This window comes from Pseudomonas sp. ADAK2 (genome assembly GCF_012935755.1).
Lineage (GTDB): Bacteria > Pseudomonadota > Gammaproteobacteria > Pseudomonadales > Pseudomonadaceae > Aquipseudomonas.
This window is the reverse complement of sequence record NZ_CP052862.1, coordinates 4,431,664-4,444,674: the sequence shown is the minus strand read 5'-3', so window position 1 is coordinate 4,444,674 and position 13,011 is coordinate 4,431,664. Positions and strand designations below refer to the sequence as shown.

The 13,011-nt window shown below is 60.3% G+C and carries 12 protein-coding genes; 7 read left to right on the top strand and 5 right to left on the bottom strand.

Translation table 11 applies throughout. The annotated features are described in order from the left end of the window. The first annotated feature begins 122 nt into the window (after positions 1-122). Both hemF and aroE read left to right on the top strand, forming a co-directional pair. Positions 123-1,052 carry an oxygen-dependent coproporphyrinogen oxidase gene (gene hemF / locus HKK52_RS20365; RefSeq protein WP_169372316.1) on the top strand — a complete coding sequence of 310 codons (930 nt, stop codon included), beginning with the start codon at positions 123-125 and terminating at the stop codon, positions 1,050-1,052. Then, positions 1,052-1,873 carry a shikimate dehydrogenase gene (gene aroE / locus HKK52_RS20360; RefSeq protein WP_169372315.1) on the top strand — a complete coding sequence of 274 codons (822 nt, stop codon included), beginning with the start codon at positions 1,052-1,054 and terminating at the stop codon, positions 1,871-1,873. The genes hemF and aroE overlap by 1 nt, the downstream gene beginning before the upstream one ends. 30 nt (positions 1,874-1,903) lie before the next feature. On the opposite strand, the gene HKK52_RS20355 is transcribed toward aroE, so the two are convergent. The 3 genes from HKK52_RS20355 to betC form a co-directional block, all read right to left on the bottom strand. Continuing rightward, complete coding sequence (locus tag HKK52_RS20355; RefSeq protein ID WP_169372314.1) at positions 1,904-3,472, bottom strand: SulP family inorganic anion transporter; 1,569 nt, start codon at positions 3,470-3,472, stop codon at positions 1,904-1,906. A 168-nt stretch (positions 3,473-3,640) separates the two neighbouring features. Further along, positions 3,641-4,558: a choline ABC transporter substrate-binding protein gene (choX, locus tag HKK52_RS20350; RefSeq protein WP_169372313.1), complete on the bottom strand. Its 918-nt coding sequence runs from the start codon at positions 4,556-4,558 to the stop codon at positions 3,641-3,643. A gap of 16 nt (positions 4,559-4,574) precedes the next feature. Further along, positions 4,575-6,089 (bottom strand): choline-sulfatase, encoded by a 1,515-nt coding sequence (gene betC / locus HKK52_RS20345; RefSeq protein ID WP_169372312.1) that lies wholly within the window; start codon positions 6,087-6,089, stop codon positions 4,575-4,577. A gap of 114 nt (positions 6,090-6,203) precedes the next feature. On the opposite strand from betC, the gene HKK52_RS20340 reads away from it, so the two are divergent. Next, on the top strand, positions 6,204-7,154 hold the full coding sequence (locus tag HKK52_RS20340; RefSeq protein ID WP_169372311.1) for a choline sulfate utilization transcriptional regulator: 951 nt from the start codon (positions 6,204-6,206) through the stop codon (positions 7,152-7,154). Here HKK52_RS20340 and HKK52_RS20335 read toward each other — a convergent pair. Then, positions 7,141-7,812: an NAD(P)-dependent oxidoreductase gene (locus HKK52_RS20335; protein WP_169372310.1), complete on the bottom strand. Its 672-nt coding sequence runs from the start codon at positions 7,810-7,812 to the stop codon at positions 7,141-7,143. The two genes, HKK52_RS20340 and HKK52_RS20335, sit on opposite strands and share 14 nt — an antisense overlap. A gap of 85 nt (positions 7,813-7,897) precedes the next feature. On the opposite strand from HKK52_RS20335, the gene HKK52_RS20330 reads away from it, so the two are divergent. Further along, complete coding sequence (locus tag HKK52_RS20330) at positions 7,898-8,224, top strand: DOPA 4,5-dioxygenase family protein (protein WP_169372309.1); 327 nt, start codon at positions 7,898-7,900, stop codon at positions 8,222-8,224. Here the strand turns inward: HKK52_RS20330 and HKK52_RS20325 are convergent, their stop codons facing one another. After that, entirely contained in the window at positions 8,225-8,626 is a 402-nt protein-coding gene (locus HKK52_RS20325) for a GFA family protein (protein ID WP_169372308.1), read from the bottom strand. A gap of 320 nt (positions 8,627-8,946) precedes the next feature. Between HKK52_RS20325 and HKK52_RS20320 the strand changes: the two genes are divergently transcribed. The 3 genes from HKK52_RS20320 to HKK52_RS20310 all read left to right on the top strand — a co-directional run bounded on the left by HKK52_RS20320 (position 8,947) and on the right by HKK52_RS20310 (position 12,980). After that, positions 8,947-10,254, top strand: a complete 1,308-nt coding sequence (locus HKK52_RS20320) for a CitMHS family transporter (RefSeq protein ID WP_149659308.1) — start codon at positions 8,947-8,949, stop codon at positions 10,252-10,254. Between the two features lie 85 nt (positions 10,255-10,339). Then, positions 10,340-11,107, top strand: coding sequence for a TerC family protein (locus tag HKK52_RS20315; protein WP_169372307.1), 768 nt, complete (start codon positions 10,340-10,342; stop codon positions 11,105-11,107). Positions 11,108-11,321: 214 nt separating this feature from the next. Next, positions 11,322-12,980 (top strand): Na/Pi cotransporter family protein, encoded by a 1,659-nt coding sequence (locus HKK52_RS20310; RefSeq protein WP_169372306.1) that lies wholly within the window; start codon positions 11,322-11,324, stop codon positions 12,978-12,980. Positions 12,981-13,011: the final 31 nt, after the last annotated feature.

Below are 13,011 nucleotides of genomic sequence, written 5' to 3'. Positions count from 1 at the left end.
TCCTATGCTTGATCTTCGTCAACTGCGGCAGGTGTATCTGCGATGTTATGCTACGCGCCCATTTGCGCCGGCCCCCGCTCCCGTGGCGCGCCGCGTAGTTTTGCCCGATTCAAGGTGATGACATGACGACCCGCACCGAGGCCGTAAAAGCCTACCTGCTCGACCTGCAAGACCGCATTTGCGCCGCCCTGGAAACCGAGGACGGCGGCACGCGCTTCGTCGAAGACGCCTGGACCCGCCCTGCCGGCGGTGGCGGTCGCACCCGTGTGATCGAAAACGGCGCGGTGATCGAAAAGGGCGGCGTCAACTTTTCCCACGTCTTCGGCAGCGGTCTCCCACCGTCCGCCAGCGCTCATCGGCCGGAACTGGCCGGGCGCGGCTTCGAAGCGTTGGGCGTGTCGCTGGTGATTCACCCGCATAACCCGTATGTGCCGACGTCCCACGCCAACGTGCGTTTCTTCATCGCGGAAAAAGAAGGTGAAGAGCCGGTCTGGTGGTTCGGCGGCGGCTTCGACCTGACCCCTTACTACGGCAATGAAGAAGACTGCGTGCACTGGCACCGTATCGCCGAACAGGCCTGCGCGCCGTTCGGGGCGGACGTTTACCCGCGCTACAAGGCCTGGTGCGACTCGTACTTCCACATCAAGCACCGCCATGAGCCACGAGGTATCGGCGGGCTGTTTTTCGATGACTTGAATGAGTGGGACTTCGACACCAGTTTCGCCTTCATGCGCGCCATCGGCGATGCGTTCATCGATGCGTACCTGCCGATCGTGCAGCGGCGCAAGAACGATGCGTTCACGGAGAAGCAGCGGGAATTCCAGGAATTCCGCCGTGGCCGTTATGTCGAGTTCAACCTGGTTTACGACCGTGGCACGTTATTCGGTCTGCAATCGGGTGGGCGTACCGAGTCGATCCTGATGTCCCTGCCGCCGCAAGTGCGCTGGGGTTATGACTGGAAGGCCGAGCCGGGCAGCGAAGAAGCGCGGTTGACCGAGTATTTCCTGCAAGATCGTGATTGGCTGGCCAAAGGTCTGAACGAGGAATCCTGATGGATCGTTATGTCGTATTCGGTAACCCGATTGGTCACAGCAAGTCGCCGCTGATCCATCGCCTGTTTGCCGAGCAGACCGGTGAGCAATTGGACTACAGCACCTCGCTGGCACCCCTCGACGACTTTTCCGACTTTGCCCGGGCATTTTTTGCTGAAGGTCGTGGGGCGAATGTCACGGTGCCGTTCAAGGAAGACGCCTTTCGTCTGGCCGACAGCCTGACCGAGCGCGCGCAACGGGCCGGTGCGGTGAACACTTTGAGTAAACTGGCCGACGGCACATTGTTGGGCGACAACACCGACGGTGCTGGGCTGGTGCGCGACCTGACGGTCAACGCCGGTTTCAGCCTCAAGGGCAAACGCATCCTGCTGCTGGGTGCCGGCGGTGCAGTGCGTGGCGCACTGGAACCGTTATTGGCCGAGCAACCGGCGTCGCTGATCATCGCCAACCGCACCGTGGAAAAAGCCGAGTTGCTGGCGCAACTGTTTGCCGACCTGGGGCCGGTGTCCGCCAGTGGTTTCGACTGGTTGCAGGAACCGGTGGACCTGATCATCAATGCGACGTCCGCCAGCCTGTCAGGCGATGTACCGCCGATTGCCGGAAGTTTGATCGAGCCGGGCAGGACGCTGTGCTACGACATGATGTACGGCAAGGAGCCGACTTCGTTCTGCCGGTGGGCCCGCGAACACGGCGCGGCGGTGACGATGGATGGCTTGGGGATGCTGGCCGAGCAGGCGGCGGAAGCCTTCTACCTGTGGCGCGGCGTGCGGCCGGATACGGCGCCGGTGTTGGCCGAGCTTCGCCGCCAACTCGTCGCATAATCCTGCTCTTGTAGGAGCGAGGTCTGCGTTTCAATCTTCGAATCGGATCGGGCATTTCTCTGCCCCTTCCAGCTTCCGCAACTCCTCCACCACTGGCGGCCGCGCTCCGCGCAATGTCAGGCTGCGATCCTGTTTGAGCAATCGCCGCGCTTCCTGATGCAGCATCTCCACCCCCGAATAGTCGATAAAGTTGATGTGCTGCGCCTCGATCACCACGCGTGCACCGTGCATCCGTTGCAGGCGCACTTGCAGGTAATGGCTGGCGCCAAAGAAGATCGACCCGCCGACCCGCAGAATGTCTTCATCGCCGTCGCGCCAGTGCTGCACTCGCGGCTGCGAGGTGCGCTTGAGGTAGAAGAACAGCGACGCCAGCACCCCTGCGTAAATCGCCGTCTGCAATTCCAGCAGCAACGTCGCGACACAGGTCAGGGCCATGACCACGAATTCGGCACGACTGACCCGCAGCAATGCGCGAATGCCGCGATGGTCCACCAGCCCCCAAGCGATCAGCAGAATGCTGCCGGCCATGGCCGGGATCGGAATGTGCGCGATCAACCCGGCGCCGAAAATGGCGAACAGCGCCACCCACAACGCCGAAAACACCCCGGCCAGCGGCGAGCAGGCGCCCGCTTCATAGCTTAGACCCGAGCGAGTGAACGAGCCGGCCGACAGCGACCCGGAAAAAAACGCACCGACGATATTCGATAAACCCTGTGCGCGGACTTCCTGGTTGGCGTCGAGCAATTGCTGTGAGCGGGCCGACAGCGAGCGGGCGATCGACAGACTCGTCACCAACCCGAGCATTCCGACTGCTACGGCACTCGGCAGCAGACGCAGGATCAGTTCGAGGTCCAGCGGCAGCGCGCTGAAGGGCGGTAATCGTCCGAAAAACGCGCTGACCAATTTCACATGGCCGAACATCGACGGCCACAGCCACACCAGCAAACCGCTCAAGACCAGGGCGATCAACAACGTCGGCCAGCGCGGCAAGAGCTGCTTCAAGACGATACCGACCACCACCGTGGCCAGGCCCAGCACCAGCGAAGGTTTATCCACAGCCCCGAGATGAGAGAGCAACGTCACCAGGCTGTTGAGCGCCGTGGCCTGGTTGGGCAAGTCCAATCCCAGCAGGTTGGGCATCTGCCCGATGGCGATCACCACTGCCGCGCCGAGGGTGAACCCCAGCACTACCGAGTGCGAGACGAAATTCACCAGCGCGCCGAAGCGCAGCATGCCCAGCAACCACTGGAAAATGCCGGCCAGCAGTGTCAGCAACAGGATCAGGGTGATGTAGTCCTGGGATGCAGGCACGGCCAGAGGACTGACGCTGGCGTACAGGACGATGGAAATGGCCGCCGTAGGACCGCAGATCAAATGCCACGACGAACCCCAAAGGCAGGCGATCAGCACCGGGATGATGGCGGCATACAAACCGTATTCCGGTGGGAGACCGGCGATCAGCGCGTAGGCAATGGATTGCGGCAGCGCGAGAATTGCACCGCTGAGGCCGACGATCAGGTCGCGACCGACGCTGGCGCGGGTCTGCCGGGGCAGCCAGCTGAGAAACGGGAAGAGTGAATGGCGGCTGGGGAAGGCCATGGGTCCTCTCAGGTGGGAGTTTGCGCAAGGGTAGCAGGACGAGACTGATCGTTCCCACGCTCCGCGTGGGAATGCCGCCATGGACGCTCCGCGTCCGCTTCGGGAAGTGACGCGGAGCGTCACGGGATGCATTCCCACGCGGAGCGTGGGAACGATCAGCGTTGAGAGTTAAAGCTTGGCCTTCACCGCCCCCAACGCATCCTTGCCATCCACGGTCTTCACCCCATCCAGCCATTTATCCAGCACCGCCGGGTTGGCCTTGATCCACGCCTTCGCAGCCTCGGCATTGCTGACCTTCTTGTTCACCACCTCGGCCATGATGCTGTTCTCCATTTCCTGGGTGAAACTCAGGTTGGTCAGCAGCTTGCCCACGTTCGGGCAGGCCTGTGCATAACCTTTGCGGGTCAGTGTATAAACCGCGCCGGTGTCACCGAAGTACTTCTCGCCGCCCTTCAGGTAATGCATTTTCAGCTGCACGTTCATCGGGTGCGGGGTCCAGCCAAGGAAGGTCACGAACTTCTGTTTCTTCACCGCGCGGGACACTTCGGCCAGCATCGCCTGCTCGCTGGACTCGATCAGCTTCCACTGGCCCAGTTCGAAATCGTTCTTCTTGATGATGTCCTGCAGCGAAATGTTCGCCGGCGCGCCAGAGCCGATGCCGTAAATCTTCTTGTCGAACTTGTCGGCGTATTTGTTCAGGTCGGCAAAGTTATGCACACCCGCGTCCCACACATAATCCGGGACCGCCAGCGTGAATTCGGTGCCATCGAGGTTTTTCGCCAGTTGCGTGACATCCCCGGTGGCCACGAACTTGTCGTAGAAGCCTTGCTGCGCCGGCATCCAGTTACCCAGGAACACATCGACCTGCCCATCCTTCAACCCGCCAAAGGTAATCGGCACCGCGAGGGTGTCGACCTTGGCCTTGTAGCCCATGCCGTCCAGCAGAAACCCGGTGATGGCGTTGGTTGCGGCGATGTCGCTCCAGCCAGGATCGGCCATTTTCACCGTCTCGCATTGATCGGCATAAACCGACGCACTGCCCAGAGCCAGCAGCCCGACCGTCAGTACTGTGGATAACCTTTGCATGGACTTCCCCTTCACATTATTGGTTTTGGCAGGGTTGTGGATAACGTGCTTTGCGCTCCAGATCATCAAGGTCGATGTGGTTGCGCATGTACTGCTGACTGGCGTCCACCAGCGGCTGGTGATCCCAGCTCTTCAGCTTGCCGATGGTCAGGGCCTCGGCGACGAAACGCCGGCGCCGTTGGCTATCGAGCACCTGTTGGTGGATCGCCGGAATATTCCATTTGGCCCGGGCTTCGGCGAGAAAATCGTCGAACAGCTGGCGATGTTGCGGCGATTGGCTGAGTTCTTCCTGCTCACGCGGGTCGTTGTGTACGTCGAAGAGTAGACAAGGGTCGTCTTCGCTGTAGATGAATTTGTAGGCGCCACGGCGGATCATCATCAGTGGGCTGATGGTGCCTTCGGCCATGTATTCGCCGAACACTTCGTCGTGACCACCCTGCCCTTGCAGGTGCGAAACCAGCGAGCGGCCGTCCAGCGGCAGATTGGCTTCCAGCGTTCCGCCAGCCAATTCGACGAAGGTTGGCAGCAGATCCGCCGTGGAAACCGCCGCGCTGACCCGACCTGCCCCGAACTGCCCCGGCGCACTGATCAACAGGGGCACGCGAGCAGCCATCTCGAACCAATGCATTTTGTACCAGAGGCCTCGTTCGCCGAGCATGTCGCCATGATCCCCGGAGAAAACGATGATCGTGTCGTCGATCAAGCCCGTTTCTTCGAGGGTTTGCAGAAGTTTGCCGACGTTGCTGTCGATATAGCTGCACGCTCCGAAGTACGCCCGGCGTGCGTCGCGAATCTTATCCACAGGCAGTGGCTTGTCCCACAGGTCGTAGACCTTGAGCAAACGCTGGGAATGCGGGTCGAGTGCAGCCTGGGCCGGCGTTGTAGGCAACGGGATATCTGCGTCGTCGTACATATCCCAAAACGCCTTGGGAATGGTGTACGGGTCGTGTGGGTGCGTCATCGACACGGTCAGGCAGAAAGGCTGGTCGCCGTCCTCGCGGATGTGGTCGAACAAGTACTGCTGGGCCTTGAACACCACCTCTTCGTCGAAATCCAGCTGATTGGTGCGCACACACGGCCCGGCTTGCAGCACCGACGACATGTTGTGATACCAGGTCGGCCGCACGTCCGGTTCGTCCCAGTTCACCGACCAGCCATAGTCGGCCGGGTAAATGTCACTGGTCAGGCGTTCTTCATAGCCGTGGAGCTGATCCGGGCCGCAAAAGTGCATCTTGCCCGACAGCGCCGTGCGGTAACCGAGGCGCCGCAGGTAGTGGGCGTATGTCGGAACATCGGCGGGGAAATCGGCCGCGTTGTCGTAGGCGCCGATCTTGCTCGGTAACTGCCCGCTGACCAGGGTAAACCGCGACGGCGCGCACAACGGGCTGTTGCAATATGCGGCGTCGAACACCACGCCTTCGGCGGCGAGGCGGCTGAGATTCGGGAGTTTGATTGGCGAAGGACCGTAGAACGGCAACATTGGCGCGGCCATCTGATCGGCCATGATGAAAAGAATATTCTTGCGCTTCATGTGATCGCGGCATTCCATAGTGAATATTTATGCGAGAGTGCTGCGATCGAGCATGAAGTCCATGCAGTTTGTGGTAAAGCCCATGCAAGGCAATGACTAGGATAAGCACAGCTTATGTATGACGCCCTTGGTGATTTGTCTCTGGACCTGCTGCGTGCCTTCGAATCGGCGGCCCGTCAGCACAGCTTCACCGCCGCAGCGGTGGAGCTCGGCACCACGCAGCCGGCGATCAGTCAGCAGATCAAACGGTTGGAGGAACAGCTCGGCACCCGGCTGTTCGACCGTATCTATCGCGGCATTGAATTGACCGAGACCGGCATGATCCTTTTCGAGCAGGTTCAGCTCGGTTTGCAGAATATCGACGCAGGATTGACCGCGATCAGCGCACAGCAGTCCCATGAGGTGTTGCAGGTCGCCACTGACTTCGCCTTCGCCGCCTATTGGTTGATGCCGCGCCTGCACCGCTTTCACGAAGCCAATCCGCAGGTGGATGTCAGTCTGGTGACCAGCGAACGCAATCACAACATGTTGCGCACCGATATTGATGTGGCGGTGCTGTTTGGCGACGGGCGTTTTAAACAGGGCGAAAGCCATTGGCTGTTTAGCGAAGAGGTGTTTCCGGTGTGCAGTCCGTTGTTGTTGAAGGAGCGCGCCCTGCCCTTGCCGGTCCAGTCGCTGCTGGATTTGCCGCTACTGCACCTGCGCGGTGAAAACAGCAGCAACTGGTTCGACTGGAGCGGCGTGTTTCGTGAATTGGGGATAACGTCGGCGCCAGCGCCGGGGCAACTGCGTTTCGACAATTACACCTTGTTGATCCAGGCTGCGATTGGTGGTCAAGGCGTCGCCATCGGCTGGCGCCACCTTGTGGATAACTTATTGGCCCAAGGGTTGTTGTGCCGGCCGATTGCCGACACGGTGATTTCCAGGTTGGGTTATTACGTTGTGCTGCCCCAACGCAAACGCCGTGGCGTGTTGATTAAACAGTTTGTGGATTGGTTGATGGCGGAACAGGCCAGCAGTGCGCAATCGCTGACGGGCCTGGCCCTGCCGTCTATTGCGGTGTAGGGCCTGCTGCCACAAAACTCACATGTTCCCCGAGATGCAGATTCAACCGCATCTCATCGGCTATACCGACGGCCACCCGATTCAACCGCTCAAGCGGTTCGGCCAACCCCGGCTCCAGGCTGCTGCTGATCTGGCTGAAATGCTCGATGGTCAGCCCGGCCACCCCGCGCGGTGCGTCCACCAACGTCCAGTGCAGGCCGCTGCTTTGCAGGGCTTCGAGGATTTCTTCGGCGGCATGGTGTTGCAGGTCGTCCTCGACTTCCGGTTCGTCGAGTTCGGCAAAATCCCCCACCACAAAAAGCCGGCCAATGCCGGCGGCTTGCATCCCGTCGATCAACGCATCCACCGCCAGCACTTGCTCGACTGGCCCGGGCACGATGGTTTTTTCCACATGCTCGCTGTTGATCGGCAGCCCTGGCGCGTCCAGCAGACAGATCACCACCGAACACCCGGCTACGCTTTGCTTGACCCGTTCAGCGTCGAACAGATCGCCGTTCTTGGTGCGCAGGCCAGGCCGCGGCGCCAGTGCCGTCAGGTCATCGAGAATCGCGATCACTTCATGCTGGCGCCGCAGCATTTCAGCCATCAGCGCACTGCCCAGGCTACTCATGGCACCATAGAGCACCACTTTCACCACCGGGGTTTCGGCATTTTTCATGGCTGAGTTCCTTGTTTCCTACCTATATGGCGTGTGACCCGTAGGAAGCGGTGAGGGTTCTACCGGGTTTTTTCGAGAGGTTCAGATGCAGCAGATCAGCGGCTACCACGCTCACGTCTATTTCGACGCCAGCACCATCGACCAGGCCCGGGCCTTGTGTGAGCAGGCCGCAAAGGTGTTCCCGTTGAAAATGGGCCGCGTGCACGAACGCCCGGTCGGTCCGCACCCGGACTGGAGCTGCCAGTTGGCGTTCGGGCCGGAACTGATCGGCGAGGTGTTGCCGTGGCTGGCGCTCAACCGCAAGGGGTTGGTGGTGTTCCTGCACCCGGACACCGGCGATGACCTGCTCGACCACACCGAACACGCGGTGTGGATGGGCGCGATCCGGCCGTTGAACCTGTCTATTTTCTGATCAGATCTTTTCCTCGGCTTCACTGGGCAGGTGTTCATCCAGGTGCAGCCAGGGCAAGCGACTGTCGGTCCAGATGTGCCGGTCGGCCGGGGCCTGCTCCGGGTGATCGAGGGTGGCGATGGTCAGGTCGATGCTCTCGGGGCTGAGCTGCGTGATCAGGGCAATCTGCGCCCCACAGGTCGGGCAGAAATATCGCACGCAGCTTTCGGAAGAGTTGTACTGCGCCGGTTGCCCCGCCAGCCATTTAAACGTGGCGCTGGGCACGGTGATCCAAGTGGTCACGATCCCGCCGCTGACCCGGCGGCAAATCGAGCAATGACAGTGGGCGATGTCGTGCAACGGCCCGCTGAATTGATAGCGCAGATGCCCGCAATGGCAGCCGCCCGTATGAATCTTGCCCATGTATTTTGCCTCCTGCCCCGTGTTTCGGGACGTTGAGCCCGTCCGACGACCGGTTGCACATCCGGTCAATGCTTTCAGCGGCGAAAGCTGGCTGAAAGCTTTGCCCATTAGGATCGCCCCCACTACCGGCAACAGACCGGTTGGCCACTGCCTGTGTTTTATCGCTCGCATGGCCCAATTAACAACAACAATGGTGATTCTGATGTCTTCCGCTACCCGCCGCTTTGCCGCAACTCCCCCCGTACGCCTCGTGCTTCCCGTTCTGCGCTGACCCCCCCGGTTCGCCCATTCCCTAGCCGCGCTACGCCTGGAGTATTCCCATGCTGACTTTCCTTGGCTTTGCCATGGTCATCACGTTCATGTTCCTGATCATGACCAAGCGCCTGTCCGCGCTGATCGCCCTGATCATTATTCCAATCGTCTTTGCCCTGTTCGGCGGTTTTGCGCCGAAGATCGGCCCGATGATGCTCGAAGGCATCACTAAGCTTGCGCCGACCGGCGTGATGTTGATGTTCGCGATTCTGTATTTCGCCCTGATGATCGACTCCGGCCTGTTTGACCCGGCCGTGCGCAAGATCCTCAAACTGGTCAAGGGCGACCCGTTGAAAGTTTCGGTCGGTACCGCCGTTCTGGCGCTCGTTGTTTCCCTCGATGGTGACGGCGCGACCACTTATATGATTTGCGTGGCCGCCATGCTGCCGCTCTACAGCCGCATCGGCATGAGCCCGCGAATCATGGCCGGCCTGATCATCCTCGCCGGCGGCGTGATGAACATGACGCCATGGGGCGGCCCGACCGCTCGTGCGGCGAGTGCGCTGCACGTCGATCCGTCGGACATTTTCGTGCCGATGATTCCGGCGATGCTGGCTGGTGTGGTGGCGATCCTGGCGATTGCCTACTTCTACGGTAAACGTGAGCGCGCGCGTCTGGGTGAATTGCACCTGGCGGGCGACGAGGTGGACCACAGCGAAATCAGCGTTTCGCAGTTCCCGGATGCCCGTCGTCCGAAACTGATCTGGTTCAACGGCGCCCTGACTCTTGCCCTGATGGGCACCCTGATCGCCGGCCTGTTACCGCTGCCGGTGCTGTTCATGGTGGCTTTCAGTATCGCGATGATCGTCAACTACCCTTGCCTGCAACAGCAGAAGGACCGTGTCGCGGCCCACGCCGGTAGCGTGCTGGCAGTGGTCGGTTTGATCTTCGCGGCGGGTATCTTCACCGGTATTCTGTCGGGCACGGGCATGGTTGATGCCATGTCGAAAAGCCTGTTGGCGGTGATCCCGGATTTCCTCGGCCCGTACCTGGCGGTGATCACGGCGCTGGTGAGCATGCCGTTCACCTTCTTCATGTCCAACGATGCATTTTATTACGGCGTGTTACCGGTGCTGGCCGAAGCCGCCAGTCATTACGGCATCACTGCAGTGGAAATGGCACGTGCCTCGATTGTCGGCCAGCCCGTCCACCTGCTTAGCCCGCTGGTTCCATCGACTTATCTGTTGGTGGCCCTGGCCGGTATTGAATTCGGTGACCACCAGCGCTTCACCCTGAAATGGGCCGTGCTGGTGTGTCTCTGCATATTGGTTGCAGCGTTGCTGATGGGGATTTTTCCGGTTTTCAGCACTCTATAAACCAAAGACTCACGCCGACGGGGCCGCGCTTCGCGGGTTGAAGCCCGGACTCTTCGGTGTTTAACACTCGCTCAAAGGATTACATATGGAATGGCTGACCAACCCTGAAATCTGGGTTGCCTTCTTCACCCTGACTGCCCTGGAGATCGTCCTGGGCATCGACAACATCATCATGATTTCGATCCTGGTCAGCCGCATGCCCAAGCACATGCAAAAGCGCACCCGGATTTTCGGCCTGGCCCTGGCCATGGTCACGCGGATCCTGTTGCTGCTGTCGATCACCTGGGTCATGCGCCTTACCGCCGACCTGTTCGAAGTGTTCGGCCAGGGCATTTCCGGGCGTGACCTGATTCTGTTCTTCGGTGGTCTGTTCCTGCTGTGGAAGAGCTCGCAAGAGATGTACCACGCGCTGGAAGGCGAAGACGAAACCAACGAAGAGCCGGGCGGCAAGGGCGGCAACTTCCTCTACACCATCATCCAGATCGCGATCATCGACATCGTGTTCTCCCTGGATTCGGTGATCACCGCCGTCGGCATGGTCTCCCACGTTCCGGTCATGGTCGCGGCGATCATCGTCGCCGTACTGGTGATGATGTGGGCTTCGGGCAACATCAGCGAGTTCATCGACAAGCACCCGTCGCTGAAAATGCTGGCGCTGTCGTTCCTGTTGATCGTCGGTACCGTGCTGATTGCCGAGTCCTTCGACGTCCACGTACCAAAAGGCTACGTCTACTTCGCCATGGCGTTCTCGCTGGCCGTGGAAGCGATCAACATCAAGATGCGCACCGCAATTGCGAAAAAGAAGAAACAGCAGGACCCAGTGAAACTGCGCAAGGACATTCCGGGTCAATAACCCGAATACCGCGCAACCCGAAAGGGGCCTTCGGGCCCCTTTTTCATCTCCGCATCAAGCTGTTTTTATGACAGTTTTGTTTCAATCACTTCTTTAGCTATGCGATGCTGGCGCCCAGACCGTTAGCCAACTACAGCTTAAGTACAGAACGTAGAACGTCGCGCGGCACCGTCAACTTGTCCCTTTGGGACGCTACCACCACAGGGGGCCCAGCATGCTGACCCTGCTCAATTTGCTTTCTGCCGTGACCTTGCTGATCTGGGGCACGCACATCGTCCGAACCGGCATCCTGCGGGTCTACGGTTCCAATCTGCGCCATGTGATTGGCCAGAACATGTCCAAACGCGGGCTGGCGTTCATTGCCGGCATTGTCGTGACCGCCATGGTCCAGAGCAGCAACGCCACGGCGATGCTCGTCACTTCCTTCGTCGGCCAGGGCCTGATGGCGCTGACCCCGGCCCTGGCGACCATGCTTGGGGCCGACGTCGGTACCGCGCTGATGGCGCGAGTACTGACGTTTGACCTGTCGTGGCTGTCGCCGCTGCTGATCTTCCTCGGGGTGATTTTCTTCCTGTCGCGCAAACAGACCCGCGTTGGACAAATGGGCCGGGTCTCCATCGGCCTGGGGCTGATCATCCTCGCGCTGCAACTGATCGTCGAAGCCGCCGCACCGATCACCCAGGCGCAAGGGGTGAAGGTGATCTTCGCCTCCCTGACCGGCGATATCTTGCTCGATGCCCTGGTCGGTGCGCTGTTCGCGATGATTTCCTACTCCAGCCTGGCGGCGGTGCTGTTGACCGCAACCCTGGCCGGTGCCGGCGTGATCAGTTTGCCCGTGGCCATTGGCCTGGTGATCGGCGCCAACATCGGCAGCGGCGTGCTGGCCTTCATGAGCACCAGCATGCAGAACGCCGCCGGCCGTCAGGTGGCGCTGGGCAGCCTGCTGTACAAACTGATTGGCCTGTTGCTGATCATTCCGGTACTCGACCCGTTGGTGCACTGGATCGACAGCCTGGACTTCAGCTCGCAGGAAATGGTCATCGGCTTCCATCTGCTCTACAACACCACGCGTTGCCTGATCCTGTTGCCCAGCGTCGGACCGATGGCCAAGCTCTGCGCCTGGCTGTTGCCGGAGCGGCCGGAACTCAACGGCATGGCCAAACCCCGCCACCTTGATGCCACTGCGCTGGTCACCCCGAGCCTGGCGCTGGCCAACGCCGCCCGGGAAACCCTGCGCATTGGCGACCTGATCGACAACATGCTCGAAGCCATGCTCGACGTGCTGCGCGGCAAACAAACCGCGGTCACCCAGGAAATGCGCCGGCTGACCGACGATGTCGAAGCGCTCTACAGCGCGATCAAACTCTACCTGGCGCAGATGCCCCGGGAAGACCTCAGTGATCAGGACAGCCGGCGCTGGGCGGAAATCATTGAACTGGCGATCAACCTCAAACTCGCCAGCGACCTGATCGAACGCATGCTGCGCAAGGTGCAGCAACAGAAGACTTCGCAACGCCGCTCGTTTTCCGAAGTCGGCTTGGAAGAGTTGGCTGGCCTGCACAGTCAGCTGATTTCCAACTTGCGCCTGGGGCTGTCGGTGTTCCTCAGCAGCGATCCGGAAAGCGCCCGCCAGTTGCTGCGTGAGAAACGTCGCTTCCGCGCACAGGAACGCCGCTTGGCCCATGCCCATGTCAGCCGTTTGCAACGTAAGATCGTGCAAAGTATCGAAACCAGTTCGTTGCACCTGGAGCTGATCGCCGACATGAAACGTTTGAATTCGCTGTTTTGCAGCAGCGCCTACGCGGTATTGGAAACGTCCGACACTGGAGCATTGGCGGCTGACGATTTGGCTGACATCACACATTCGCCTTGAACGTCTGGCGGTGTGGTCAGTCAGTAACAGT